Below are 25,926 nucleotides of genomic sequence, written 5' to 3'. Positions count from 1 at the left end.
CTCGATCCGGGCGGCGCACGAGGCGCAGGTCATGCCGCCGATGGCGAGTTCGACCTCGGCGGCACCAGGCGTGGTGGTGGTCATGTCTGCTCCTCGCAGCTCACGGACGCGATCATGGGTGGTGCGTGCGATCGGGGCGGGGCCGGACGCAGTGGAGGCGGCCCCGCCCCGGTTCGCGGGTCAGGCGGTGACGCGGCCGGCGAAGTCGTATCCGGCCTCGTCGACGGTCTTCTCGATCAGGGCGGCGAGCGCCTCGTCGATCTCGCTCTCGGTGGTCACGGTGACCAAGCCGGTGCCGATCTCGACTTCGACAGCCTTGATCGCGTCGAGGCCGCCCACCGCCCTGGAGACGACGCCCTGGCAGTGGGCACTGCCGACGCCTTCGACCTTGTAGGTCGTCTTCGTCTCCGCCTTGGTGTGGCAGCTTCCTTCGGGGGTGCAGCAGTCAGCCATGGGATCTTCCTTTTCTCTTAATACCCCAGGGGGGTATCCGTGATCGGTGTCCATGTATACCCCCTACCCGTATCCATCGCAAGGGTCGACCGGACTTGACTTAGTACCCCCCGGGGGTATGTTGAGGTGCATGAGCCGCCAGTCAGGTGGCTTTGAGCGGAGGAGTGCGCCATGAACACAGGACTGCGGATCACCGTCTTCGCCGCCGCGCTGGCTGCGACGTTCGGAGCCACCTACGGCGTGGGCAACGCGGTCGGCCCGATCTCACACGAGTCCAAGGGCAGCGCACACGGAGGCGCCCATGGCAAGGGCCATGGCAACGACCAGGGCAATGGCCATGCGTCCGGCGGACATGAGCGGCACGAGGAGGCGGCACCGCCCGGAGGGCTGGAGGTCTCCCAGGGGGGCTACACGCTCGACCTGAAGACCCCGCGCATCGAATCCGGAAAGGCGCGCGACTTGAGCTTCGCCATCGTTCAGGACGCGACAGGCCGCAAGGTCACCGGGTTCGAGCGCGAGCACGGCAAGGAACTGCACCTGATCGTGGCCTCACGCGACCTGACCGTCTATCGCCACCTGCACCCGACACGGGCCACTGACGGCACCTGGTCCACTCCGGTGGAGCTGCCCAACGCCGGCGCCTACCGCGTCTTCGCCGACTTCAAGCCCAAGGGCGGCGAAGGACTCACGCTCGGCGCCGACCTGGCCGCGCCCGGCAGGTACGAGCCCGCCTCACTCCCGACGCACAACACCACCGCCAAGGTGGACGGCTACGAGGTGAAGCTCGCCGGATCGCTTGCCGCCGGTACGGCCGACGAACTGAAGCTGACCGTCACCAGGAACGGCAAGCCCGTACGGAATCTCCAGCCCTACCTCGGCGCATACGGACACCTGGTCGCCCTGCGCTCGGGCGACCTCGCCTACCTGCATGTCCACCCGAACGGCGAGCCCGGGGACGGCGAGACGAAGCCGGGCCCCGAGGTCTCCTTCACGGCGACGGCGCCGAGCGCCGGCATGTACCGCCTCTTCCTGGACTTCAAGCACGAGGGCAAGGTCCACACGGCGGCCTTCACGGTGCACGCCGGTCAGGGCGGACAGCAGCCCTCGGACACCCCGTCCTTGGAAGGGGAGCACGATCACGCGCACTGAACCGGGCCGCACCGGGCGCCCCGGAGATCACGGAGCTGAGGAAGAGGCTCGGCGAGGAGCAGTGACCCGCACGGTCCGGGGCAAAGGTGTCGCCCCGGACCGGCGCGCGCCGCCCGCGTGCTCCGCCGGGGCATGTCTGTCCGGAACACATCCCACCTCCCCGCGCCGGGGGCTTCGCCCGCCTACGCTCGCCTCGTGCTCCGTATCACCGACGCCCGCAGCGGCGAGATCGTCGACGTCCGTCCGGGGCTGACCCGCGTCCACGCGCATGTGGCCGGTGCCGACACCTCGGACCTGAGGGTGCTGCTGGTGGCCGATGTGCTGGCCCGCGCCCTGGAACTCGGCAGAACGCCCGTCGTGACGGTCGCCGACGCGCCCGCCGCACTCCGGGCGCGCGCCGACGACCTCGGCATCCGCCGGGGCGAGCCGGAAGCGCCGGACGTCGGACGGGCCCTGCATGTCATCGGGTCACAGGGCGCAGCCCCGGAGGGGGTGTGTGTCGAGGTCGCCCCGGCGACCGGACCCGCCGACACCGCCCCTTCGGCGGCCATGCGCCTCGCCCTGCTGGCCCGCCCCCGCCGGCATCCCGTCGACCTCGGCCCGGCCGCCCTGACCGAGGCGGAGAACGCACTGGTGCACTGGCGCACGGCAGTCGCCCACTGGGCGACCCGGCCCTCCAGGCCCATTCCGGACCGGGTGCGGAACGACCTGCGTGCCGCGTGGGAGGACGATCTCGACGTACCGGCCGTCCTCGAGGTGCTGCGCCGCGTCGAGAACGCCGACGACGTGCCCGACGGAGCGCGCTTCGAGACCTATGCCTACGCCGACCGGCTGCTCGGCCTGGACCTCGCCCGGGACGTCGGGGCCTGGGCATGATCGGCCGAGCCGGGGCGGGCCCGCTGCGCAGACTCGTCGTGCTGCGGCACGCCAAGTCCGCGTGGCCCGTCGGCGTCGACGACCACGAACGGCCACTCGCACCGCGCGGCCGCCGGGACGCCCCGGCCGCGGGCCGCGCGATCGCCGAGGCCGACTGCCTGCCCGACCTCGCGCTGTGCTCCACCGCCGTCCGCGCCCGGCAGACCTGGGAGCTGGCCTCGGCCCAGTGGGGCACCCCACCCCCGGTACGGCTGGAGCCGCGGCTGTACGCCGCCGATGTGCCCGATCTGCTGGAGGCCCTGCACGCGGTGCCCGGGCAGGTGGAGACGCTCCTGCTGATCGGACACAATCCCGGGCTCGCGGATCTGGTCCTCGCGCTCGCCGGTGATGCGCTCGACGAAACCCTCGCCCGGGTCCGCACCAAGTTCCCCACCTCGGCGATCGCCGTCCTCGCCTGGCACGGCGGCGACTGGGGCTCCCTCGCCCCCGGCATCGCTGTGCTGACGGACGTGACCGTGCCGAGAGGCAGGAAGAAGTAACGACCTGGGGGGCAATAGGGAGCGGCGTCGCGACGCCCGGCACGGCCTCCCCCAAGCTCTTCGAGCAGGGGGGACCCCCAGCGGCGTTGCCGAAATGTCCTAGTAGCTCCGCTACGAGGACCTTCCGGCGCCTTGCGATCGACCGCACCGGACGCCGCTCCTTCACCCGCTCCCTATTTCCCCCCAGGTCGTAACCGAATTTCCCCCCAGGTCGTAACCGAGGGACGCCTGTGGTCAAGGGCGGCCTGTGGTGGCGGCGTGGCGAGCGCATACGCTGGCGTGATGCAGGACGAGTACCGCACAGTCGCCCGCGCGGGCGTGCACGAGACCGAGATCAACCGTTCCCGTTTCCTGTGCGCCCTCGCCCCGGCCGCCACCGAGCAGGAGGCCCAGGACTTCATCGCCGGCGTCCGCAAGGAGCACGCCGACGCCACGCACAACTGCTACGCCTATGTCGTCGGAGCCGACGCCGCGATCCAGAAGGCGAGCGATGACGGAGAACCGGGCGGCACCGCGGGCGTGCCCATGCTCCAGATGCTGCTGCGCCGCGACATGCGCTACGTCGTCGCCGTCGTCACCCGCTACTACGGCGGGGTGAAGCTCGGTGCGGGCGGGCTCATCAGGGCGTACGGGGGAGTGGTCGGCGAGGCCCTGGACGCCATCGGCACGCTCACCCGCCGGCGCTTCCGGCTCGCCACGGTCACGGTCGACCACCAGCGGGCGGGCAAGGTGCAGAACGGCCTGCGGGCGACCGGCCGCGAGGTGCGGGACGTGCGCTACGGGGAAGACGTCACGATCGAGATCGGACTGCCGGACGCCGATGTGGAGGCCTTTCGGGCATGGCTCGCCGACCTCACCGCGGGAACGGCCGACTGCCGACTGGGCGGCGAGGCGTACGGGGACGCGTGATCGCGAACAGAATGCGAGATTCTGAACATCACAGACATTTCCGGTTTTTGGGCTTCGGATGTGCGTGGTAATCCGCGGTCCGTGGTGGGTCAGGTGTCGACAGGCGTTAGCGTGGTGAGTGCCGACAGCGAGCCCGTGCTGGTTCGTGTCGGGTCTCAGAGGCGGGTGCGGTAGGGGGACAGGTGCGGGTCGGAGCGGATTCTTGAGATTGCTGCACACGTCCGACTGGCATCTGGGCCGGGCGTTCCACCGGGTGAACATGCTCGGCGCCCAGGCCGAGTTCATCGGCCATCTCGTCACGACCGTGCGCGAGCACGACGTGGACGCGGTGGTCGTGTCCGGAGACGTGTACGACCGCGCGGTGCCTCCGCTCGCCGCGATCGAACTGTTCGACGCCGCCCTGCACCGCCTGGCCGACCTGGGTGTGCCCACGGTGATGATCTCCGGGAACCACGACTCGGCGCGTCGTCTGGGCGTCGGCGCGGGACTCATCGGCCGAGCCGGCATCCATCTGCGTACCGAGCCCGCGGCCTGCGGAACACCGGTCGTACTGACCGACACCCATGGCGACGTGGCCTTCTACGGCCTGCCGTATCTCGAACCCGCCCTGGTGAAGGACGAGTTCGGCGTCGAGCGGGCGGGCCACGAGGCGGTGCTCGCGGCCGCCATGGAGCGCGTCCGCGCCGATCTCGCCACGCGCGCACCGGGTACCCGTTCCGTCGTCCTGGCCCACGCCTTCGTCACCGGAGGCGAGCCCAGCGACAGCGAACGTGACATCACGGTCGGCGGCGTGGCCGCGGTGCCGGCCGGCGTCTTCGACGGGGTGGACTACGTGGCGCTGGGCCATCTGCACGGTAGCCAGGTCATCACCGACCGCGTCCGCTACTCGGGCTCTCCGCTGCCGTACTCGTTCTCGGAGGCCGGCCACCGCAAGAGCATGTGGCTCGTCGATCTGGGGGCCGACCGCCCGGTCAGGGCGGAGCGTGTCGACTGTCCCGTGCCGCGCCCCCTCGCCAGGATCCGTGGGCGCCTGGAGGAACTGCTCGAGGACCCCGAACTGGAGCGCCACAGGGAGGCGTGGCTGGAGGTCACGCTCACCGACCCGGTGCGGCCCGCCGAACCCATGGCCCGGCTGACCGAGCGTTTCCCGCACACGCTCAGTCTTGTCTTCGACCCCGAGCGCGCCCCCGAGGACCCCGGCGTGTCCTACGCGCGGCGGCTTGCGGGCCGCTCAGACCAGCAGATCGCGGAGGACTTCGTGGCCCATGTGCGCGGAGCCGGCCCCGACGAGCGGGAACAGACCGTGCTGCGAGAGGCGTTCGACGCGGTGCGCGCGGAGGGAGCCCAGTGAGGCTGCACCGGCTCGACATCACAGCCTTCGGCCCTTTCGGCGGCACCCAGCAGGTCGACTTCGACGAACTGTCCGCCGCCGGTCTGTTCCTGCTGCACGGACCGACCGGCGCCGGCAAGACGTCCGTCCTGGACGCTGTGTGCTACGCGCTGTACGGGGCCGTGCCCGGCGCCCGGCAGGGCGGCCAGGGACAGACCCTGCGCAGTGACCACGCCGCACCGCTCACGCGCACCGAGATCCGGCTCGAACTCACCGTCGCCGGACGCCGACTGGAGATCACGCGGCAGCCGCCGTGGGAGCGCCCGAAGAAGCGCGGCACGGGAACGACGACCGACAAGGCGCAGTCATGGCTGCGCGAGTACGATGCCGCGACCGCCGCCTGGAAGGACCTCAGCCGCTCCCACCAGGAGATAGGCGAGGAGATCACCCAACTGCTCGGCATGAGCCGCGAGCAGTTCTGCCAGGTCGTGCTGCTGCCCCAGGGCGACTTCGCCCGCTTCCTGCGTGCCGACGCCGAGGCCCGCGGCAAGCTGCTGGGTCGCCTCTTCGACACCCACCGCTTCGCCGGGGTCGAGAAGCGCCTCGCCGAGCGACGCCGGGCGGCGGAGACCGAAGTGCGCGACGGAGACGCCGCGTTGCTCGCCGACGCGCACCGGATGCAGCAGGCGGCGGGGAACTCCGCGCCGCTGCCGGAACTCACCCCGGGCGACCCCGGGCTCGCCGACGCCGTCATGAGCTGGGCCGCCGTCGCCCGCAGCACGGGCCGTGAACGGCTCACCATCGCGACATGCGCGCGCACGGCCGCCGAGTCGGCGCGGGCCGTCGCCGAGCGCGTCCTCGACGACGTACGCGAAACGGCGCGGCTGCAACACCGCTACGCCGAGGCCCGAAGGCGGGCCGCGCTGCTCGAGGAGCGGGCCGACGCCCACCGGGAGGCGCGAACGCGCATGGAGCGAGGCCGCAAGGCCGAGGCCGTGGCGCCCGCCCTGGACCTGCGCGAGATCGCCGAGACCGAGCACCGGCGGGCCGCGGCCGAGGAAGCACGCGCGCGTGCCCTGCTGCCGGAGACGTTCGCGGAAGCCGGGGCGGCCGGACTCGCCGTGGCCGCGCGCCGGGCCGCCGAGGAACTGGGCGGCCTCGAGTCGGCCCGCCGCGCCGAGCGGCGACTGGCCGAACTCACCGCGGAGCGGGAGAACCTGGACCGCGAGGAGCGCGCCGACGAGTCGGTCCTCCAGGACGCTGCCGACTGGCTCGCCGAGTGGGAGCAGACCCGTGCGGGCCTGCAGGCCCGGATCGACTGCGCGCAAGAGGCCGCCACCCGTGCCGAGCAACTTGCGGCCCAGCGCGAGACCGCACTGCAGCGACTCACGGCGGCCCGTCGGCGTGACCAGCTCGCCCGGGACACCGAAGCGGCGCAGGCCCGCGTCCTGGCCTCGCGTGAATGCGCGCTGAAGGCCCACGAACACTGGCTGGACCTCAAGGAGCAGCGCCTCAAGGACATCGCGGCGGAACTCGCAGCCGGGCTCGTCGACGGCGAGCCGTGTGCCGTCTGCGGTGCCACCGAACACCCCACGCCCACACGGAAACTCGCCGGACACATCGACCGGGAGGCGGAGGAGCGCGCGCTCGCCGCCCATCAAGACGCGGAACACAAGCGTGCCGAGGACGAACGACGACTCGCCGACGTACGCGAGACGCTGGCCGCCGCCACCGCCGAGGCCGGTGCCGCGCCGACCGCCCGACTGGCCGAGCAGGCAGAGGAGGCGGAGCGGCTGTACGGCGCCGCACGGGAGGGCGCCTCACGGCTGCACGCCGCGCAGGAGGAGCTGAGGCGGGCCGAGCGCGAGCGGGAGCGGCGTACCGCGGCCCAGCAGGAGGCCGCGCTCCGGGCGGCGGCCCGGGTCTCCCGCCGGGACACCCTGGATGACGAACGGGCCGCCCTGGAAGAGGAGTTGAGTCGTGCCCGGGGTGAAGCCGGCAGCGTCTTGGCACGCTCGGCCCATCTGGAGGAACAGGCCGCCCTGCTCACCGAGGCGGCCGACGCCGTCCGCGCCGCCGAGGACGCCGCGCAGCGGCTCAAGGCAGCCGACGCGCGCCTGGCCGACGCGGCCTTCCGCGCCGGGTTCGACACCCCACAGGCCGCGGCCGACGCCCTCCTGGACGACGCGGCCCACCGTGAGCTGCAACGCAGGCTGGACGCCTGGCAGCAGGAGGAGGCCGCCGTACGCGCGGTGCTCGCCGAGGCGGACACCACGGCCGCCGCCCAGCAGCCACCGGCCGACCTCCAGACCGCCGAACAAACCGCCGAGACCACGGCCCGTCGGCTCCAGGAGGCGGTGTCCGCCCAGGACGCGGCGGCCCGCCGCTGCGCCGAACTCGACCGGCTCTCCGCGCGCGCCACCGCGTCCGTACGCCGTCTCGCACCGCTGCGTGAGGAGTACGACCGGGTGGCACGGCTGGCGTCCCTGACGGCCGGCACCTCCGCCGACAACGAGCGCAAGATGCGCCTGGAGTCGTACGTGCTCGCCGCCCGCCTCGAACAGGTGGCGGCCGCCGCGACCGTACGGCTGCAACGCATGTCCTCGGGCCGTTACACCCTCGTCCACTCCGACGACCGCTCCGGACGCGGCCGCAGCGGCCTCGGCCTGCACGTCGTCGACGCCTGGACCGGACGGGAACGCGACACGGCGACCCTTTCCGGCGGCGAGACGTTCTTCGCCTCCCTCGCGCTCGCCCTCGGCCTCGCGGACGTCGTCACCGACGAGGCCGGAGGGGTCCGCCTCGACACCCTCTTCATCGACGAGGGGTTCGGCAGCCTCGACGACCAGACCCTCGACGACGTGCTCGACGTGCTCGACTCCCTGCGGGAGCGGGACCGCAGTGTGGGCATCGTCAGCCATGTCGCCGACCTGCGGCGGCGTGTGCACGCGCAACTGGAGGTCGTCAAGGGAAGAACGGGGTCGGTACTGCGGCAGCGGTCCGCCGACTGACGGCTGCTCGGCAAGACGGATCGCGACGCCGGCGGCCGGGCCTGGCGGCATGCGCACGGGCCCGGCCGCTGTGGCGCGGTCAGAGCCGGGACAGTTCGTCCACCAGGTCGTCCAGGCCCAGCGAGCCCTGCGAGAGCGCCGCCATGTGCCAGGCCTTCGCGTCGAACGCGTCGCCGTGGCGCTTCCGCGCGTTCTCGCGGCCCTGCAGCCAGGCGCGTTGGCCGAGCGTGTAGCCGATCGCCTGGCCGGGCATCGAGAGATAGCGGATCAGCTCGCTCTCCACGAAGTCCGCCGGACGGCTGCTGTGGGCGCCGAAGAACTCCTGCGCCAGCTCCGGCGTCCAGCGCTCGCCCGGGTGGAACGGCGAGTCCGCCGGGATCTCCAACTCCAGGTGCATGCCGATGTCGATGATGACGCGCACCGCCCGCATCATCTGCCCGTCCAGGTAGCCGAGCCGCCGCTCCGGGTCCGTGAGGAAGCCCAGTTCGTCCATGAGGCGTTCCGAGTACAGCGCCCACCCCTCGGCGTTGGCGCTGACCATGCCCACCGTCGCCTGGTAGCGCGAGAGGTTCTCCGCCACGTGCGTCCACTGGGCGAGCTGGAGGTGGTGACCGGGGACGCCCTCGTGGTACCAGGTCGAGACGAGGTCGTAGACCGGGAACCGGGTCTGCCCCATCGTCGGCAGCCAGGTCCGGCCCGGACGGGAGAAGTCGGCGGACGGCTGCGTGTAGTAGGGGGCCGCCGCGCCGCCGGGCGGCGCGATGCACGACTCCACCCTCCGCACCCGCTCGGCGAGTTCGAAGTGCGTGCCGTCGAGGGCGTCGATCGCCTCGTCCATCAGGCCCTGCAGCCAGGCGCGGACCTCTTCGACACCCTCGATGTGCGTGCCGTGCTCGTCAAGGTGCGCGAGCGCCACCCAAGGTGTCTCGGCACCGGGCAGGACCTTCTCGGCCTCCGCCCTCATCTCGCCCAGGAGGCGGTGGAACTCGGACCAGCCGTACGCGTACGCCTCGTCGAGGTCCAGGTCCGTCCCGTTGAAGTAGCGCACCCAGCGGGCGTAACGCTCCCGGCCGGCCGTGTCCGGCGCGCCCTCGATCGTCGGCGCGTACACATCGCGCATCCAGTCCCGCAGCTCGACGACGGCCGCGGTCGCCGCACGGGCGGCCTCGTCCAGCTCCGCACGCAGCGTGTCGGGACCCTGGGAGGCGAACTCCTCGAACCAGCCGCGGCCCTGACCGTCCGTGTCCGACCAGTCGGTCAGCTGCTGGATGAAGGTGGCGGTCGGGCGCGGCCCGCCGTACAGCTTGCGCTCCAGACCGAGGGCGAGGGATTCGCGGTAGCCGCCCAGCGCGGCCGGCACGGCGCGCAGCCGCTCGGCGACCGCCGCCCAGTCCTCCTCCGTCTCGGTGGGGGTCACCGTGAAGATCTCGCGCGCGGAGTGCACGGGGGAGTGCAGATTGCTCACCGCCCTGAGGCCCTCGTCGGCCTCGTGCACGGCGAGTTCGGCGGTGAGTCGCTCGCGCAGCAGACGCGCGCACCGGCGCTCGCTGTCGCTGTTCGCGCCGGGGCGTCGCTCCGCCTCGTCCAGCCGCGCCAGCGTCGCTCGGACCAGCTCGGCGATCGCCTCCTGTCCCGCGGGCGAACTGTCGGGCAGCTTGCTCGAGCTCTCCTTCACACCGAGGAACGTACCGGTGATGGGATCGAGGGCGATGAGGGCGTCGACGTACGCGTCGGCGACCTCGCGGGGCAGGGGGCTTTTGATGGTTTCTGACATGGGAACAATCCTCATACGGGGACATGGCCCACGTCACGGAGTTTCCCGGCCCGGCTTACGCCCGCGTGGCGCGTCCCGACACGGCCTGTCCGGGCGGCAGCAGCGGGCCGCAGTCCCACTGCTGGAAGATCAGCCGGGTCTCCACCCGGGCCACTTCGCGCCGCGCCGTGAACTCGTCGAGGACCAGCCGCTGCAGATCCGCCATGTCCGCCACCGCGACATGGACGAGATAGTCGTCCGGTCCGGTGAGGTGGAAGACGGTACGGGACTCGGGCAGCGCCCGGATCCGCTCCACGAAAGGACCCACCAGTTCCCGCCGGTGCGGCCTGACCTGAACCGACAGCAGCGCCTCAAGACCGCGCCCCAGCTTCGCCGGGTCGAGTCGCAGTTGGTGGCCGACGATCACTCCCGAGCGGCGCAGCCTGGTGACCCGGTCCAGACAGGTCGAGGGCGCGACCCCGACCTGTGCCGCGAGTTCGCGGTAGGTCGTCCGCGCGTCGTTCTGCAACAGCCGCAGCAGATGGAGGTCCACCGGGTCCAGTACGACGGATTCGGCCATGTGTCGAACGTAACACGAAGATCGACAGCATAATCCCGGCCAGTGTTCAGGCTGCGGTCCATGGAATCCCGTACTCATGACGCGTACACAGCGCAGGACGGATATACCGCCGGGGACCTCCCGGTGCGCCGGGCCCTCGCCACCGAGGCCGTGCACGCCGGACGCGAGGACCTCGCCGAACTGGGGCTGCACGCACCGCCCCTCGACCTCTCCACGACCTACCCCAGTCGTGACAGCCGTGGCGAGGCCGCCCGCATCGACGCCTTCGCGGCCGACGGCGCCGAGCTGACCGGCCCGCCCGTCTACGGCCGGATCGGCAATCCGACCGTCGCACGCTTCGAGACGGCGCTGGCCCGGCTCGAAGGCACCGAGAGCGCCGTCGCGTTCGCGAGCGGTATGGCGGCGCTCAGCGCCGTCCTGCTGGTACGGAACGCGCTGGGGCTGCGTCATGTCGTCGCCGTGCGCCCGCTGTACGGGTGCAGCGACCATCTGCTGACCGCTGGGCTGCTGGGATCCGAGGTGACCTGGACCGACCCGGCGGGCATCGCGGACGCGCTGCGCCCCGACACCGGACTCGTCATGGTCGAATCTCCGGCCAACCCGACGCTCGCGGAACTCGACCTGCGCGCGATCGCCCACGCCTGCGGATCGGTTCCGCTGCTGGCGGACAACACCTTCGCGACCCCCGTGCTGCAACGGCCCGCCGAGCAGGGAGCGCGACTGGTGCTGCACAGCGCCACGAAGTACCTGGGCGGGCACGGTGACGTGATGGGCGGGGTGGTGGCCTGCGACGAGGAACTGGCGCGCGGACTGCGACAGGTGCGCTTCGCGACGGGTGGACTGCTCCATCCGCTCGCCGGATACCTGCTGCTGCGCGGTCTGTCGACACTGCCGGTACGGGTCCGGGCCGCGTCCACCACCGCTGCCGAACTCGCCCGTCGTCTCGCCGCCGACCCGCGCGTCGCCCGCGTCCACTACCCGCGGATCGGGGGCGCGATGATCGCCTTCGAGGTGCACGGCGACCCCCATGCGGTGATCGGCGGGGTCCGTCTGGTCACGCCCGCGGTGAGCCTCGGCAGCGTCGACACCCTCATTCAGCACCCGGCGTCCATCAGCCACCGCATCGTCGACGTGGACGACCGCCGGGGCGCAGGAGTGAGCGACCGGTTGCTACGGCTGTCGGTGGGCCTGGAGGACGTCGAGGACCTGTGGGCCGATCTGGAGAGCGCGTTGGGGGCGGAGCGGGTCGACGGCCGACGGGAGGCGGAGGTCGTCGCACGGTAGCGCCGCGGCGTCGGGTCGTTCCGGTGGCCGGCCTGCGAACGCCGTGACGCCGGGGCCCGACAGCCGGGTCGCCGCGCACCGGGGGATGACTCCGGTGCGCGGCGTGGTGATCGAGGGTACGCGAGTCGGCGGCCGGTCGTGGAAGCGGCAACGCCGCTTCCTGACGTCGTGGGCGCGGCCGCCGCAGCTATCCCCAAGCCCCCTGGTTTTCCGGGGTGGTTAGGGCGTCACGCTGCCCGGCCCGCCTTGCCACGCGCGCGTGACAAGCGCCATCGTCCGTACACCCTCCCGGATCCGGGCGGGTGACAGATGCGCGTATCCGAGCACCAGCCTCACCCCGTCGTCGGCCACCCTCCCGTACGCCGCCAGCGGACGCACCGCCACGTGCTCCGCGGCCCGTTCCAGGAACCGGTCCTGTGGCCCGTACCGGTCGGGCAGGCGGGCGATGACGTGCAGACCGGCCGCGATCCCGGACACCTCGACCCCGGGAAAGTACTCCTCCAGGGCGGCCACCAGGGCGTCACGGCGCTCCTTGTACGCGCGCTGGCAGCGACGCAGGTGCCGGTCGTAGTCGCCGCGCTCCACGAACCGGGCCAGCAGTGCCTGGTCGACGACCGGATGCCCGAGGTCCATGGTCCGCTTCCGCTCGACCACCTCCTCTGCGATCGCCTCGGGGACGAGCAGCCAGCCGAGTCGCAGGCCCGGTGCGAGCGACTTGCTGACCGACCCCGTGTAGGCGACACGCTCGGGATCGAGTCCTTGCAGCGCGCCCACCGGTGCACGGTCGTAGCGGAAGTCCCCGTCGTAGTCGTCCTCGACGACGAGCCCGTCCACCGAGCGTGCCCAGTGCAGCAGTTCGGTGCGCCGCCGCGCGGAGTACGCCATCCCGGAGGGGAACTGGTGGGCGGGCGTGGTGACGACCGCCTGGACCCGCGACCCGTACAGCGGCCCGGTGGCCAGCCCCTGCTCGTCCAGGGGCAGTGCTACGGCGGTGATGCCGGCGGAGGCGTACAGGGCGCCGTGCTCGGGGCTTCCCGGGTCCTCCACGCCCACGGTGCGCACGCCGCGCGCGTGGAGCACGAATCCCAGCAGTGTGAGCGCCTGGGCCACCCCGGAGACGATCACGAGGCGCTCCGGGTCGGCGACCACGCCTCTGCGCCGCGCGAGCAGTCCGGCGAGCGCGACGCGCAGCCGTGGCAGTCCGCGTGGGTCCGGATAGCCCAGCGCGTGATGGGGGAGTTCGGCCAGCACCGTGCGGTGGGCCGCCGCCCAGGCCGTACGCGGGAACAGCGCCAGATCCGGTGTGCCCGGCTGGAAGTCGGCGCGGGTGCCGGGGGAGGGGCGCGGGGCGAGGTCACGGGTGCCGGGGTCCGCCGCCCGCACGGCACCGCTCACCCAGGTCCCCGCGCCCCGGCCGGTGCGCAGGTACCCCTCGGCGGTCAACTGCTCGTACGCCTCTGTCACCAGCCCTCGCGACACGGTGAGGTCGGCGGCGAGTTCACGGCTCGACGGCAGCCGGGTGCCCGCGGCGAGCCGCCCGGAGCGGACCGCCTCCCGCAGCGCCGCCTGCAACGTACGCCCCCGCGCGCGTGCCGGTGCCCGGGCGGCCGGAAGCAGCACTTCCCAGGCGGCGGCCCAGGACGCCGACCCGTCCGGCGTTGAACCTGTCTCCTCCGGTGGCGTTCCCGAACTGGTCCCCGATGACGTCATGAAAGTGGACCTTAAACCGGACCACCGCCCTGCCTAGCGTCACCGGCATGAACGCCACCACCGCCCGCGGGGCCCTGCTCGCCGCGCTAGCCGGGGTCCTCGTCGGAGGCTCCTTCACCGCCAACAGCGTCCTGGGCCACTACCCGTACGCGGGCGGCCAGTTCCTGCGTTACAGCCTGGCCTGCGTGCTGCTCCTGCCCCTGCTCGGCCGGGGCGGTACGGCGGCGCTGCGCGGCCTCGGGCCACGCGCATGGGCACGTCTCGCCCTGCTTGCCGCGGTCGGAATGGTGGGCTTCAACCTCTCGGTGATCGCTGCCGAAGGCTCCGCCGAACCAGCGGTTCCTGGGGTCTTCGTGGGGTGCGCCCCGGTGGTGGTCGCCGTCGTGGTGCCGTTGCTGGAGGGGCGGCGGCCCACGCGGAGCGTGCTGTGCGGGGCGTCGCTGGTGGCCGTCGGCGCGTTCACGGTCCAGGGGTGGGGCCGCACGGACGGCGCCGGAATCGCCTTCTCCCTGTGCGCGCTCGCCGGTGAGGCCGGCTTCGCGATGCTGGCCGTACCTGTTCTGCGTCCGCTGGGTCCGAGGCTGCTGTCGGCCACCGTCTGCGGGGTCGCGGCGGTCGAGTCGGCGGCGGCCGGGATGGTCGTGGACGGCGGTGACTGGCTGCGCGCGCCGAACCGCACGGAGACCGCCGCGCTGCTGTGGCAGGCGGCCGTCGTCACCGTCGTCGGCTTTGTGTGCTGGTACATGGGCATGCAGCGCATCGGCGTCGAGCGCGCCACCCTCTTCTCCGGTCTCATCCCGGTCGCCGCCGCCTGTACCGCGCCGATCGTGGGCACCGGTGCCTATGGGGCCGCGCAGGCCGCGGGAAGCGCCCTTGTCGGTGCCGGAGTCGCCCTGGGCTCGGGCGCGTTGCGCCGGGGACGCCGACCTGCGGCGAGTGTGCGCGGCACGACAGCGATTTCGTCTGGACACGGGGGGAGCACGTCGGATGGGATGGAACGATGACCACCGATACCGTGACCGAGGTCTTCGAGGATCAGCGTTCCCTCTTGATGGGCGTCGCCTACCGCATGCTGGGCCGGGTCGCCGACGCCGAGGACGTGGTCCAGGAGGCCTGGCTGCGCTGGTCCGGTACCGACCGCGACGACGTGCGCGAACCGCGCGCCTACCTCGTACGCATCACCACCCGGCTGGCTCTGGACCGGCTGCGTCAACTCCGGGCCCGCAACGAGGCGTACGTGGGTCCGTGGCTGCCCGAGCCGTATCTCACCGACTTCGGTGACACCGCTCCGGACGCGGCCGAGCGGACGGAGCTCGCCGACTCCGTCTCGCTCGCCGTCCTCGTCGTCCTGGAGTCCCTCTCACCGCTGGAACGGGCGGTGTTCGTGCTCAGAGAGGCCTTTGGGTACCCGTTCGCGGAGATCGCCGCCACCTTGGACCGCAGCGAGGCCGCGGTGCGCCAACTCGCCGGACGGGCCCGCAAGCACGTCGACGAGCGACGGCCGCGCTACGAGGTCGACCCGGCCCAACGACGCGATCTGACCGAGCGGTTCATCGCCGCGTCGGTCGAGGGTGACCTCGACGGACTGATGCGGCTGCTGGCCCCGAACGTCCGGCTGGTCGGCGACAGCGGCGGCCACGCCAAGGCGCCCCTGCGGGTCCTGGAGACCGCCGAGAAGGTCGGCCGGTTCTTGATCGCCGTGGCCCGCCAGGACATCCCGGACATGTCGTTCCGCTTCCTGGAACTCAACGGCGGTCCGGCCCTGCTCGTCCTGTCCGGCGGCAAGCCCGACAGCGCCGTCCAGGTGGACGTCGTCGACGGACGCGTGCAGTGTGTCTACATCCTCCGTAACCCGGAGAAGCTGACGGTCCTGGGCGGCTAGTGCTGTGACCGGGATGGTTCAGCGTGACCGGAAGGCGGCTCGCGGGACGAGCGCACGCGAAACGGCTGGTATTACTGGGACATGCAGGAAGAGATTGCACGCTCCGCGATCGACACGTTCATCTCCGCGTTCAACGCCTCGGACGACAGCTATGTGACTGCCCTGCTCTCCCAGGCTCTGACCTCGGACGTGGTCTTCTGGGGGCCGTTGGGTCGCAGCGAAGGAATCGCGGCGGTCGAGCGGTTCGTGCTGGACATCCGGCGCCACCCGGCGGGGACCGGCACGATGGTGCGCTGCTCGGCGGTGGACATGCCTGACGAGTGGGCCCGGTACCAGTGGGTCTTCACCACGCCGGACGGAGGTCCCCGCCTGGCGGGAACGGACGTCGTCCATCTGCGGCGGAGCCTCATCGACCAGGTCATCGTCTTTGCGGGGGAGATCGAACCGTCCGCCTCCTGAGTCATCCTTCTGTCGCTGTCCTTCTCCTGAACTCGCCCCCTTCGGCGCTCGGGGGCCGCTGTTCGCGGTTGGTCATGCTGCGGTGTTGAGGGGGCGTCCGCCCCAGCGGATGCCCTTCTCGCTGCGGACGCGGGCGCGTTCCTCGCGTTGGGCGGCGAGCACGTCGGGGTGGCGGGCGCTGGTATTGCGCCGGCGCAGGTAGCGGTGCAGTGCCTGGGTCTGCGCGGGGTGGCTGCGGTGGTGGGAGTTGGCCAGGGTGAACTGCCGCAGCGGGCCGAAGTGGGCCTCGATCGGGTTGGCCCAGGAAGCGTAGGTCGGTGCCGCACTCAAGATGTCTCGGTTGGAGCGGGCCTCGTCGCTGATGTTGTCGGCCTGGGTGTAACAGGCGCCCGCACTCTCTTCCGGAGTCGCGTCCATGTGGGTGCCCATGTCGAGTTCACGGCCGTCGCCGTCTCCGAGCGTCAAGTCAACGGCTGCGCCGGCACTGTGGGGTGCGATCTCAGGCGGGGACACGTAGCGGCTGGCTGCCGAGCGGACCTGCTCAGCAGACCATTCCGGGTGATCGGCCCGCAGTTGCGTCGCGTACTCGTCGAAGTAGCGGCGTTGAAGGGACGGTGGGCGATACCCCTCGACGAACAGCAACCTCATCCCTTGAGGCAGCTCTGCCTGGGCCTTGAGGAGTCGATCGAACGATGTCGTCCTTGTCGGCTGCCTTGTTGTCGCCGTTCCATCATCCGGGCAACCGGGCAGTCGATGGTGGGGCCAGCCCCCCTCTGTACTGGGGGAAGCTCGGGGGCCGGAGTGTGGCCGCCCCGCTGAGATCACGCCCTCGCGAACGCCACGTGAACGCTCTGCGGCAGCGCGCCTGTGCGCACCGTAAGGGATCGAGGATTGGTCTTGACCAAGGATGGGGGCCGCCCTATCGTCGCAGAGAAGTGCAACAACCTTTAATAAACAAGGGCGCTGAAACGCCGCCGGGCCACGGCGATCGCGGAGGACAGGGTGGGGACCACGCAGCTCGAAACGGTGCCGGAGCCTAAGTACTGGCACCTCAAGACCGTACTCACCGAAGCACTCGACTCCGAGTTCTCCGTGGGCGAGATCCTGCCCAACGAACGGGATCTCGCGGCCCGCTTCGGTGTTGCCCGTGCCACGCTCCGCCAGGCCCTCGAACAGCTCGAACTGGAAGGCCGGCTGCAGCGCCGTCGCGGCGTCGGCACCACCGTCGCGCCACCCCGTATGGGTGTGGCCGTGGGATCCGAGCGGCACACGTGGCCGGGCGAGGCCGACGACGCCTGGCAGACCACGGACAGCACGCTCGCCGTACCGCCCGCCGCGGTGGCCGACCTCCTGGAGACCGACCGGGGCGGACAGGTACACACGGTGCGCCGCTTCCGGGTGACACACGGTCGACCCGTCGCCGCCGAACTGCTCTACGTCCCGGGCGCCTCGGTACCCGCCCTCCCCGCGATCGACGCGCCCTCCGGTGCTGCACGCGCGCGTGCCGTGCTGCGCGAACTGCAACGCCTGCCGCTGGAGGGCCAGGACCAGGCCGTCGAGCTGGGCTCGGCCGGCGCCGACGACGCACGCGAACTCGACCGACTTCCCGGCGCGCCCGTCCTCGTCGTCACCACCCGCTTCCACGCCGACGGGCGCACGGCGGCCGTCTCCGTGGCGACGTACCGCGCCGACACCTGCCGTCTGACCTTCGGCGCCACCGGCGGCGTAGAGATCCACCACGACCCGCAGCGCCACGCCTCCTGACCACCGCGCCGAACGCCCCCACACCGGCAGGAGCCGTTCTCGCGCCCCGGGAACCCGAGCGACGACACCTGCACACCCGGACCCGGCGGCGCGGGCGGGTTCAGCGCCGCGCCGTCGCCGTACCCTCCACCGCGAACAGCTCCTCCTCCACGTGGTCCAGCGCAAGCCGTAGCGCCCCCGTCGCCACCACTGCCTCGCCCAGCTGTGACAGGGCCACCCTCGGAGGGCGCAGACAGTAGCGGGCCAGTTCCCGGCGCAGCGGGTCCAGTACGCCGTCCAGGCCCGCCGCCCAGCCGCCGATCACGACCAGCTCGGGGTCGAGGGCCAGGACGAGGGCCGCCACGTCGTGCACAAGCCGCTGGATGAAGCGGTCCACGGCCGCGCGGGCCCGCAGGTTGCCCTCGCGGGCGAGCGCGAACACATCGGCGACCTGCTGCTCGTCCAGCGGATGCAGCGGCTCGTCGGTGGTCGACAGCAGCGTCTCCGGGGCCGCCTCGTGGCCCAGCAGATGCAGTGCGCCGACCTCCCCGGCCGCACCGCCGTAGCCGCGGTGCAGCCGTCCGCCGATCAGCGAGCCGGCGCCGGGACTCAGCCCGGCCAGTACGAACACGATGTCGTCGGAGTCGGCAGCCGCGCCCTTCCAGTGCTCGGCGACGGCAGCCGCGTTGGCGTCGTTCTCCACCAGTACCGGGCACTTGAAGGAGCGGCTGAGCCGTTCGCCCAGCCGCAGGCCGGTCCACTCCGGCAGGGCCATGCCCAGGCGCACGGTGCCGTCCGCATCCACGATGCCGGGGCTGCCCACGCCGACCGCGCGCAGCGAGCCCCGCGCCACACCCGAGCGGCGCAGCAACTCGGCGACCGTGCCGCGCAGCCGCTCCAGGCGCTCGTCGGCCGACGCCGTCTCGGAGACGGTCTTGGAGAGAGTGCCCAACTCCCGGCCGTCAAGGTCGGCGAGCAGCGCGGTCACCCGGTGCGCTCCGACATCCAGGCCCAGCAGATGGCCCGCCTCGGCCCGGAAACGGAATCTTCGTGCGGGCCGCCCCTGCCGCCGGGCGGCGCCTTCCTCGGCGGCCGTCTCCACCACGAGCCCGACTTCGATCAGGCCCTCGACCACGCCCTCGACGGTCGGCCGGGACAGCCCCGTCACCCGGGTGATCTCGGTGAGCGTCGCGCAGTCCACGGCACGCAGCGCATGCAGCACCACCGCGGAGTTGATCCTTCGAAGCAGAGAGGGATCCCCGCCGGTCAGTCGCCCCAACGTCCGTCCTCCCAGCTCGTGCGCGTGTTGGGCGGATCGTACTCGGCACCGCGCACACCCGCGAGAGCCGGCCTGGCGGATCAGCCAGGCGCGACGAACCCCGACTCGTACGCCGCGATCACCGCCTGCGTCCGGTCCCGTGCCCCCAGCTTGGCCAGGACGGCGCTGACGTGCGACTTCACCGTCTCCGCGCCGACGACCAGCTGCCCGGCGATCTCCACGTTCGACAAGCCGCGTGCCATCAGCCGCAGCACCTCCGCCTCACGCCCGGTCAGTGCGGCGCGCTCCAACGCCTCCCGGGCCGCTCGGTTGCCGCCGCGATCCCCGTGTGTGGCGGCCAACTGCCGCACCGACGAGGGGAACAGCAGCGACTCGCCCTCGGCGACCAGCCGCACCGCGTGCACGATCTCGGCCGGTCGGGCCCGCTTCAGCAGAAAGCCGTCCGCACCGGCGCGCAGCGCCTCGTAGACGTACTCGTCGTTCTCGAACGTCGTCACCACCACGATCTTCGGCGGCGCGTCGACCGAGCGCAGCACCGCGCGGGTGGCCTCGATGCCGTCCATCAGCGGCATGCGTACGTCCATGGCGACGACGTCCGGCCGCAGTCGCCGCACCAGCGGGATCACCGCCGCGCCGTCCGCGGCCTCGCCCACGACCTCGATGTCGGGTTGCGCCTCCAGGACGGCGCGCAGACCCGCGCGGACCAGGGGTTCGTCGTCGACGAGCAGAACGGTGACCGGCATCCGGCCAGCCTAGTGTTCCCTGCCGAGGCGCTGGATCAGCCCACGGGCAGCTGCACGCGCACCTGCCAGTCACCCGCGTCCGGACCCGTTCGTGCGCGGCCGCCGAGCAGGGCCGCCCGCTCGCGTATGCCGCGCAGCCCGCTGCCCCGGCCGGGCCCGGGTATCGCGGCGGTCAGCGGATTGCGAACCTCCAGGGTGAGCGTGCCCGCGTCCACGCCGATGCGGACCCGGACGGGAGCGCCGCCGGCGTGCCGCAGCGCATTGGTGAGCGACTCCTGGAGGATGCGGTAGCCCTCCCGGGAGACCGGTCCGGGAACCGTCTCCAGCGGGCCGGACAGCTCCGCATCGACCTTCGCGCCGGAGACGCGTGCCGACTCGAGCAGCCGGTCGGCGTCCACGAGTGTCGGGCGGCTGCTCGCCGGACGCTCCGACTCGCGCAGGACCCCGAGCACCCGCTCCAGGTCCTCCAGCGCGGCCCGGCCCGTCTCCTCGATGGCCTCCAGCGCCCGATCGGTGAACTCCGCGTCGCCGGCCGCCCGCGCCGCGCCCGCCTGTACCACGGCCACCGTCAGCGCATGGCCGATGGAATCGTGCAGCTCGCGCGCGATACGGGTGCGCTCCAGAAGCTGCTCGGTGCGCTCCTCCAGGGCGGCGAGCCGCTCGGCCGCGGACGGACCGAGCAACAGGCGTGCCACCATGGTGACCAGTGCGCCGAGCCCCACCACCACGCCGTACAGCGCGAGGAGGGGCAACGGCACCAGCAACGCGTAGGCCCAGTGGGGTCGTTCGACCGTCAAGAACGGCTCGTGCACCGGCACCTGGGCGGCACGGGCCAGGTCGTACGCGGTGACCGGCAGCCACACGCACGCGAACATCGTGACCACTCCCAGCGCCATGCGCGCCTCCAGCCACAGCACGGTGCGCAGCCGGTCGCGCCATGTCGCCGACGGCGCGACCGAGATGCTCGCACTGTCCTCCCCGTTACCGGGGGTCAGCAGCAGCCGTGCCTGCACGCCCTCGCCCAGCCGTACGGCCGGGACCAGCCCGAGCGGGAGCAACAGCACGGCGGGCACCCACGGCCACGACATCTTGATGAACATCCACACGCTGACGAACAGCACCGGCACCCACAGATGCAGCAAGCGCGTGTACGTCGTCCCCCGCAGCAGCGGGCGCAGAAGGCGGGCCATCCGAAGATCGTGCCAGCCGCCACTGACAGCAGTCCTCCCCCGTGCGGGGGAGACGATCTCCCCCCGCGGGGGAGGCACCGCATCCGCGCGGGCGGCGATCCTGTGGCCATGACCAGCATCGACGTTCAAAACCTCACGAAGGAGTACGGCACCACACGCGCCGTGGACCACCTCACCTTCCGCGTCCGGCCCGGCCGTGTCACCGGCTTCCTCGGCCCCAACGGCGCCGGCAAGTCCACCACCATGCGGCTCGTGCTCGGCCTGGACCGACCCACGTCCGGCACCGCCACCCTCGGCGGCCGCCACTACGCCACGCTCGACGAACCGCTGCGCCACGTGGGCGCGTTGCTCGACGCGCAGGCCGCGCACGGCTCACGTACCGCCCACGCCCATCTGCGGGCGCTCGCCGCGAGCAACCGCATCCCGCGGAGCCGGGTGGAGGCGGTGCTGGAGGAGGCGGGGCTCGCATCGGTGGCGAGGCGCCACGTGAAGACGTACTCCCTGGGCATGCGCCAGCGCCTGGGTATCGCGGCCGCGCTCCTGGGGGATCCGCCCGTCGTGCTGCTGGACGAGCCCTCCAACGGGCTCGACCCCGAAGGGATCGTCTGGATCCGTCAGTTGCTGCGCCGGCTCGCCGACGAGGGCCGTACCGTCCTTGTCTCCAGCCATCTGATGAACGAGACCGCCTCCTTCGCCGACCACCTGGTGGTCCTGGGCCGGGGCAGGCTGCTGGCCGACCTGCCGATGCGGGAGTTCATCGACGCGCGCGTGGAGCCCCGTGTCCGGGTGCGCACAACGGACGGCGCCGCCCTGGGCACGCTGCTCAAGGAACACGGGTACGAGGCCGCCGAGACGGGGGCCGGGCGGTGGAGCGTGCGGCACACGCGCGTGGAGGACATCGGCCGCCTGGCCTCCGCTGCGGGCCTGCCGATCCTCGAACTCGCCGCCGAGGAGGCCACGTTGGAACAGGCCTATCTCGATCTCACAGCACACGACGCCGAGTTTGCGTCCACCTCGACACAGCCCCGGGAGGCCTGAGTCATGGCGTTCGTACCCGTACTCCACTCCGAGTGGATCAAGATCCGCACGTTGCGGTCGCTGGTCGGCGCCCTCCTGGCGATCGTGCTCGCCACGGCGGCCTTCTCCGCACTGGCTGCACTCGACACCGGGGGCCCCGACTTCGACCCGCTGTTCTCGGCGTTGTTCGGCGTCAGCTTCGGACAGATCGCGGCGATCGCGTACGGCGCGACGGCCGTGTCGCAGGAGTTCCAGGGCGGTGCGCTGCGGCTCTCGCTGGCCGCGGTGCCGCGGCGCGGACGATGGTTCGCGGCCAAGGTGGTGGCCATCGGTGCACCGGTCTTCGCCGTCGGCCTGGTGGCCGGGACGGTGAGCCTGCTGGTGGGCAGGGCGGTCCTCGGCACCAAGGCGAGCGGACTGAGCTGGTCCGACAGCCTGCGCGGTGTCGTGGGCTGCGGTCTTTACCTGACGCTGATGGCGCTGTTCGCCGCCGGGCTCGCGGCACTGCTGCGCAGCGGTATCGCCACGCTGAGCGTCCTCGTGCCGTTCCTGCTCCTCGTGTCCTTCGTGATCGGAGGAATGTCGGGCACCGCGGCGGACCTGCTGCCCGACAAGGCGGGACAGGTAGTCCTGCACCGGACGTCCGACGGGATGCTGGGCCCCTGGACGGGGCTGGCGGTGACGGCGGTGTGGACGGGGGCGGCGCTGCTCGCGGGCCTCTGGCGCCTGGAGCGCCGGGACGCCTGAGTGCGGGGGCGGCCGTGCGGCCCGGCGATAGCCGAAGTGGGAGGGGAGGACGCCGCGACCGTCGCGAACGGCGGGCGGCCCTGGGGCTCCGGACCGAGGTTCGCTTGACGCCACCTACCGGTGCGTGATGCTGGAGACCCGTCATGACACGCTCATGGCGGTGGGGCGGGGCTGCGAGGCCTTCCATGGGGCACCCCGCCACGGGTCCTTCTTCGGCACGTTCCGCATCGAGAGCCCCAGAGGGACCGTGCGCTGCAGCGCTGTCGCCTACGAGCCGTCCGGCTTCGCGCATGTCCCGGAGTTCGTCGATGGTCGCTGCTGTGAGCGGGTGGTCAGGTAACCGGTTGCTGTCAGGCCGGCTGCCTGCAAGGCAACCACCCTGCCTTCGCCAAATCCCGAGGCGTGCAGACGTGTCGGGGTGAACCCTCGGACCGGTCGTGAGTGGCGCAACGGCCGGTCCGAGGGCGCAAGAAGCGACCGAGGCCGTCCGCGACCACGTCTGATACCAGACAGTCGCGGACGGCCTCCAGCTCCTGTGAACCGGGTCAGAGAATCGCCCCCGGGGCATAGCCGGCGGCCTTCGGGTGCTGCTTCACGATCTCCTCGATACGGCCGACGACCGCCCCGACCTGGTCGGCGGCGGCGCCCGTGAAGGACAGCTTGTCGGCCATCAGAGCGTCCAGCCGACCACGGTCCAGCGGGATGCGCTCGTCCGCGGCCAGCCTGTCCAGCAGTTCGTTGCGCTCGGCGCCCTGCTCGCGCATCGCGAGCGCGCAGGCGACGGCGTTCTCCTTGATGGCCTCGTGCGCGACCTCACGGCCCACGCCCACGCGCACCGCGGCCATCAGTACCTTCGTCGTGGCGAGGAACGGCAGGTAGCGGTCCAGCTCACGGGCGACGACGGCGGGGAAGGCGCCGAACTCGTCGAGCACCGTCAGGAACGTCTCCAGAAGACCGTCCAGCGCGAAGAACGCGTCCGGCAGCGCCACCCGGCGCACCACCGAGCAGGACACGTCGCCCTCGTTCCACTGGTCGCCCGCCAGCTCGCCGGTCATGGAGGCGTAGCCGCGCAGGATCACCATCAGGCCGTTGACGCGCTCGCAGGAGCGGGTGTTCATCTTGTGCGGCATCGCGGAGGAGCCGACCTGGCCGGGCTTGAAGCCCTCGGTGACCAGCTCGTGCCCGGCCATCAGCCGGATCGTCTTCGCCAGTGAGGACGGCGCGGCGGCCAGCTGCACCAGCGCGGTGACGACCTCGTAGTCGAGCGAGCGCGGATAGACCTGGCCGACCGAGGTGAAGGCCTGCGAGAAACCCAGGTGTCCGGCGATCCGCCGCTCCAGCTCGGCGAGCTTGTCCGCATCCCCGCCGAGCAGGTCCAGCATGTCCTGCGCCGTGCCGACCGGGCCCTTGATGCCGCGCAGCGGGTACCGGCCCAGCAGCTCCTCGACCCGTGCGTACGCGACGAGCAGCTCGTCGGCGGCGGTGGCGAAGCGCTTGCCGAGGGTGGTGGCCTGGGCGGCCACGTTGTGCGAGCGGCCGGCCATGACCAGTTCGCCGTACTCGCCCGCCAGCCTGCCGAGGCGCGCCAGCACGGCCACCGTGCGGTCGCGCACCAGCTCCAGCGACAGCCGGATCTGCAACTGCTCGACGTTCTCCGTCAGGTCACGCGAGGTCATGCCCTTGTGCACGTGCTCGTGCCCGGCGAGAGCGTTGAACTCCTCGATCCGTGCCTTCACGTCGTGCCGGGTGACCTTCTCGCGCTCGGCGATCGAAGTGAGGTCGACCTGGTCGAGGACGCGTTCGTAGTCGGCGATCGCCGCGTCCGGCACCTCGATCCCCAGGTCCTTCTGGGCCCGCAGCACGGCGAGCCAGAGCTGGCGCTCCAGCCTCACCTTCTGTTCGGGGGACCAGAGCGTGGCGAGCTCGGTGGAGGCGTACCGTCCGGCGAGGACGTTCGGGATACGGGGCTTTGCGGGCGCAGCAGTCACGTAAACGGATTCTACTGGCGATTCGTGCAGGCCAGCGCCGTGGCCCGGTTCGGCCGAACCTACGAGACGCCCGTCACGGAGGACGAGTGGGCGCGGGCGGTCGCCCCGGACGCCGCTCCTTGACGGGCAAACGTTGCCCGTCACGGCTGCAATGCTGGACGAGTCTAGGGCGTGTTTCGAAAGTCCCGCCTGCCCCGCGACGCCTGGCACGGCACTCCCTCAAGCTCTTCGAGCAGGGGGGACCCCCACGCCGCGTTGTCGGGATCGCCCGCGTACGCCCAGTACGCGGGCGACCCTCCGCCTTGCGAGGCCCCGCACCAGACGCCGCGGGGCCCGCCCTTCGGGCGGACGACGGGACTTTCGAAACACGCCCTAGGTGCCCACCTGTCGCCAGTCCGTCACAGGGCCGGGGTTTGTGTGGTCCGCAGGGGTGACCCAGAAGGCTTTTCCCAGCTCAGCGCTGAAATGGGCGCCTGTCCGGCCGTCGCCCGACGAGCGGCCCGTCAGCCGGCGTCCTATCCACGGCAGCAGATGCTGCCGGGTGAAACGGATGTCCGCGGTGCGGCGGGCGAGCCAGCTCGGCGGCACGCTCTCGGGCAGCGGCGTACGCCACCGCGTGTCCTCCGCCTCATAGCCGAGCGTCTGCCACACTGCCTCCGCCACCCGGCGGTGACCCTCGGTGGTCAGGTGCAGCCGGTCCACGTCCCACAGGCGTGGGTCCCCCAGCGACGGCGCCCCGTACAGGTCGACCACGAGCGCACCGTGCCGGGCGGCCAGCTCGTCGACGCAGGCGAACAGTTCCTCCATGCGGGGACGGAAGCGTTCGAGGACCGGGCCCTGGCGGCCGGGGCTGCGCATCAGGACGAGCTGCTCGCACGAGGGGGCCAGCCGCTCCACGGCCTCCGTCAGCAGACCCCGTACGCGCCCCATGTCGCACTTGGGCCGCAGCGTGTCGTTGAGCCCGCCGACCAGTGTGATCACATCGGGGCGCATCGCGGCGGCGAGCTCCACCTGCTCGTCGACGATCTGCCCGATCAGCTTGCCGCGCACGGCGAGGTTGGCATACCGGAACTCGGGTGTCCGTGCGGCCATCCGGCCCGCGAGGACATCTGCCCAGCCGCGGTACGAGCCGTCGGGCAGCAGGTCCGACATGCCCTCGGTGAAGGAGTCGCCGACCGCGACCAGGCTGGTGTATGTGGGGTTCGTCTGCATGGCGCCGTCGATGGTATCCCGCGGGGCATACCCGTCGGTCGGTCGCCCTCCGTGCGTACGCCGGCTTCCCGT

General features: G+C 72.0%; 23 protein-coding genes and 1 pseudogene. 14 read left to right on the top strand and 10 right to left on the bottom strand.

Annotated elements, in window-relative coordinates:
• Positions 1 to 180: 180 nt before the first annotated feature.
• Entirely contained in the window at positions 181 to 453 is a 273-nt protein-coding gene (locus ACWDEX_RS33405) for a heavy-metal-associated domain-containing protein (protein WP_450468217.1), read from the bottom strand.
• Positions 454 to 624: 171 nt separating this feature from the next.
• On the opposite strand from ACWDEX_RS33405, the gene ACWDEX_RS33400 reads away from it, so the two are divergent.
• The 6 genes from ACWDEX_RS33400 (at position 625) to ACWDEX_RS33375 (ending at position 8,267) form a co-directional block, all read left to right on the top strand.
• Positions 625 to 1,602 carry a hypothetical protein gene (locus tag ACWDEX_RS33400; RefSeq protein ID WP_450468216.1) on the top strand — a complete coding sequence of 326 codons (978 nt, stop codon included), beginning with the start codon at positions 625 to 627 and terminating at the stop codon, positions 1,600 to 1,602.
• A gap of 195 nt (positions 1,603 to 1,797) precedes the next feature.
• On the top strand, positions 1,798 to 2,478 hold the full coding sequence (locus ACWDEX_RS33395; protein WP_450468215.1) for a hypothetical protein: 681 nt from the start codon (positions 1,798 to 1,800) through the stop codon (positions 2,476 to 2,478).
• Entirely contained in the window at positions 2,475 to 3,017 is a 543-nt protein-coding gene (locus ACWDEX_RS33390) for a SixA phosphatase family protein (protein ID WP_450468214.1), read from the top strand. The genes ACWDEX_RS33395 and ACWDEX_RS33390 overlap by 4 nt, the downstream gene beginning before the upstream one ends.
• Before the next feature lie 282 nt (positions 3,018 to 3,299).
• Complete coding sequence (locus ACWDEX_RS33385) at positions 3,300 to 3,926, top strand: YigZ family protein (RefSeq protein ID WP_450468213.1); 627 nt, start codon at positions 3,300 to 3,302, stop codon at positions 3,924 to 3,926.
• Between the two features lie 202 nt (positions 3,927 to 4,128).
• Positions 4,129 to 5,277: an exonuclease SbcCD subunit D gene (locus tag ACWDEX_RS33380; RefSeq protein ID WP_450468212.1), complete on the top strand. Its 1,149-nt coding sequence runs from the start codon at positions 4,129 to 4,131 to the stop codon at positions 5,275 to 5,277.
• The gene (locus ACWDEX_RS33375; RefSeq protein ID WP_450468211.1) at positions 5,274 to 8,267 is read left to right on the top strand and encodes an AAA family ATPase; all 2,994 of its coding nucleotides are present in this window, start codon (positions 5,274 to 5,276) and stop codon (positions 8,265 to 8,267) included. Before ACWDEX_RS33380 ends, ACWDEX_RS33375 begins: the two co-directional genes overlap by 4 nt.
• Positions 8,268 to 8,346: 79 nt before the next feature.
• Here the strand turns inward: ACWDEX_RS33375 and ACWDEX_RS33370 are convergent, their stop codons facing one another.
• Together ACWDEX_RS33370 and ACWDEX_RS33365 are read right to left on the bottom strand one after the other, a co-directional pair.
• Positions 8,347 to 10,041, bottom strand: a complete 1,695-nt coding sequence (locus ACWDEX_RS33370; RefSeq protein WP_450468210.1) for a DUF885 domain-containing protein — start codon at positions 10,039 to 10,041, stop codon at positions 8,347 to 8,349.
• Positions 10,042 to 10,096: 55 nt separating this feature from the next.
• A complete protein-coding gene (locus ACWDEX_RS33365; protein ID WP_450468209.1) occupies positions 10,097 to 10,600 on the bottom strand; it encodes an Lrp/AsnC family transcriptional regulator in 504 nt (167 codons plus the stop codon).
• A gap of 60 nt (positions 10,601 to 10,660) precedes the next feature.
• Here ACWDEX_RS33365 and ACWDEX_RS33360 point away from each other — a divergent pair, with 60 nt between their 5' ends.
• On the top strand, positions 10,661 to 11,884 hold the full coding sequence (locus ACWDEX_RS33360) for a trans-sulfuration enzyme family protein (RefSeq protein ID WP_450468208.1): 1,224 nt from the start codon (positions 10,661 to 10,663) through the stop codon (positions 11,882 to 11,884).
• Between the two features lie 219 nt (positions 11,885 to 12,103).
• On the opposite strand, the gene pdxR is transcribed toward ACWDEX_RS33360, so the two are convergent.
• The gene (gene pdxR / locus ACWDEX_RS33355) at positions 12,104 to 13,594 is read right to left on the bottom strand and encodes a MocR-like pyridoxine biosynthesis transcription factor PdxR (RefSeq protein WP_450468207.1); all 1,491 of its coding nucleotides are present in this window, start codon (positions 13,592 to 13,594) and stop codon (positions 12,104 to 12,106) included.
• Positions 13,595 to 13,641: 47 nt separating this feature from the next.
• Here pdxR and ACWDEX_RS33350 point away from each other — a divergent pair, with 47 nt between their 5' ends.
• The 3 genes from ACWDEX_RS33350 (at position 13,642) to ACWDEX_RS33340 (ending at position 15,935) form a co-directional block, all read left to right on the top strand.
• The gene (locus ACWDEX_RS33350; RefSeq protein ID WP_450468206.1) at positions 13,642 to 14,598 is read left to right on the top strand and encodes an EamA family transporter; all 957 of its coding nucleotides are present in this window, start codon (positions 13,642 to 13,644) and stop codon (positions 14,596 to 14,598) included.
• The gene (locus ACWDEX_RS33345; RefSeq protein WP_450468205.1) at positions 14,595 to 15,476 is read left to right on the top strand and encodes an RNA polymerase sigma-70 factor; all 882 of its coding nucleotides are present in this window, start codon (positions 14,595 to 14,597) and stop codon (positions 15,474 to 15,476) included. The genes ACWDEX_RS33350 and ACWDEX_RS33345 overlap by 4 nt, the downstream gene beginning before the upstream one ends.
• An 81-nt stretch (positions 15,477 to 15,557) precedes the next feature.
• Entirely contained in the window at positions 15,558 to 15,935 is a 378-nt protein-coding gene (locus tag ACWDEX_RS33340) for a hypothetical protein (protein ID WP_030825962.1), read from the top strand.
• A 294-nt stretch (positions 15,936 to 16,229) separates the two neighbouring features.
• On the opposite strand, the pseudogene ACWDEX_RS33335 reads toward ACWDEX_RS33340, so the two are convergent.
• Positions 16,230 to 16,622 (bottom strand): annotated as a pseudogene (locus ACWDEX_RS33335) (M15 family metallopeptidase); the annotation flags it as partial.
• Between the two features lie 315 nt (positions 16,623 to 16,937).
• On the opposite strand from ACWDEX_RS33335, the gene ACWDEX_RS33330 reads away from it, so the two are divergent.
• Positions 16,938 to 17,699, top strand: coding sequence for a GntR family transcriptional regulator (locus ACWDEX_RS33330; protein ID WP_450468204.1), 762 nt, complete (start codon positions 16,938 to 16,940; stop codon positions 17,697 to 17,699).
• Positions 17,700 to 17,799: 100 nt separating this feature from the next.
• Here the strand turns inward: ACWDEX_RS33330 and ACWDEX_RS33325 are convergent, their stop codons facing one another.
• The 3 genes from ACWDEX_RS33325 to ACWDEX_RS33315 form a co-directional block, all read right to left on the bottom strand.
• A complete protein-coding gene (locus tag ACWDEX_RS33325) occupies positions 17,800 to 18,957 on the bottom strand; it encodes an ROK family transcriptional regulator (RefSeq protein ID WP_450468203.1) in 1,158 nt (385 codons plus the stop codon).
• Positions 18,958 to 19,037: 80 nt separating this feature from the next.
• On the bottom strand, positions 19,038 to 19,700 hold the full coding sequence (locus ACWDEX_RS33320; protein ID WP_450468202.1) for a response regulator: 663 nt from the start codon (positions 19,698 to 19,700) through the stop codon (positions 19,038 to 19,040).
• A gap of 35 nt (positions 19,701 to 19,735) precedes the next feature.
• Positions 19,736 to 20,890: a sensor histidine kinase gene (locus tag ACWDEX_RS33315; RefSeq protein WP_450468201.1), complete on the bottom strand. Its 1,155-nt coding sequence runs from the start codon at positions 20,888 to 20,890 to the stop codon at positions 19,736 to 19,738.
• A 108-nt stretch (positions 20,891 to 20,998) separates the two neighbouring features.
• Between ACWDEX_RS33315 and ACWDEX_RS33310 the strand changes: the two genes are divergently transcribed.
• The 3 genes from ACWDEX_RS33310 (at position 20,999) to ACWDEX_RS33300 (ending at position 22,994) form a co-directional block, all read left to right on the top strand.
• Complete coding sequence (locus ACWDEX_RS33310) at positions 20,999 to 21,928, top strand: ATP-binding cassette domain-containing protein (RefSeq protein WP_450468200.1); 930 nt, start codon at positions 20,999 to 21,001, stop codon at positions 21,926 to 21,928.
• A gap of 3 nt (positions 21,929 to 21,931) precedes the next feature.
• On the top strand, positions 21,932 to 22,654 hold the full coding sequence (locus ACWDEX_RS33305; RefSeq protein ID WP_450468199.1) for an ABC transporter permease: 723 nt from the start codon (positions 21,932 to 21,934) through the stop codon (positions 22,652 to 22,654).
• A gap of 127 nt (positions 22,655 to 22,781) precedes the next feature.
• Positions 22,782 to 22,994 carry a hypothetical protein gene (locus ACWDEX_RS33300; RefSeq protein ID WP_450468198.1) on the top strand — a complete coding sequence of 71 codons (213 nt, stop codon included), beginning with the start codon at positions 22,782 to 22,784 and terminating at the stop codon, positions 22,992 to 22,994.
• Between the two features lie 205 nt (positions 22,995 to 23,199).
• Here the strand turns inward: ACWDEX_RS33300 and purB are convergent, their stop codons facing one another.
• Together purB and ACWDEX_RS33290 are read right to left on the bottom strand one after the other, a co-directional pair.
• Positions 23,200 to 24,642 (bottom strand): adenylosuccinate lyase, encoded by a 1,443-nt coding sequence (purB, locus tag ACWDEX_RS33295; RefSeq protein WP_450468197.1) that lies wholly within the window; start codon positions 24,640 to 24,642, stop codon positions 23,200 to 23,202.
• Between the two features lie 372 nt (positions 24,643 to 25,014).
• On the bottom strand, positions 25,015 to 25,854 hold the full coding sequence (locus tag ACWDEX_RS33290; protein ID WP_450468196.1) for a GDSL-type esterase/lipase family protein: 840 nt from the start codon (positions 25,852 to 25,854) through the stop codon (positions 25,015 to 25,017).
• Positions 25,855 to 25,926: the final 72 nt, after the last annotated feature.

Source organism: Streptomyces sp. NPDC001020 (assembly GCF_053599115.1).
The sequence above is the reverse complement of the archived record's forward strand: the minus strand, read 5'-3'. Positions and strand labels throughout refer to the sequence as shown.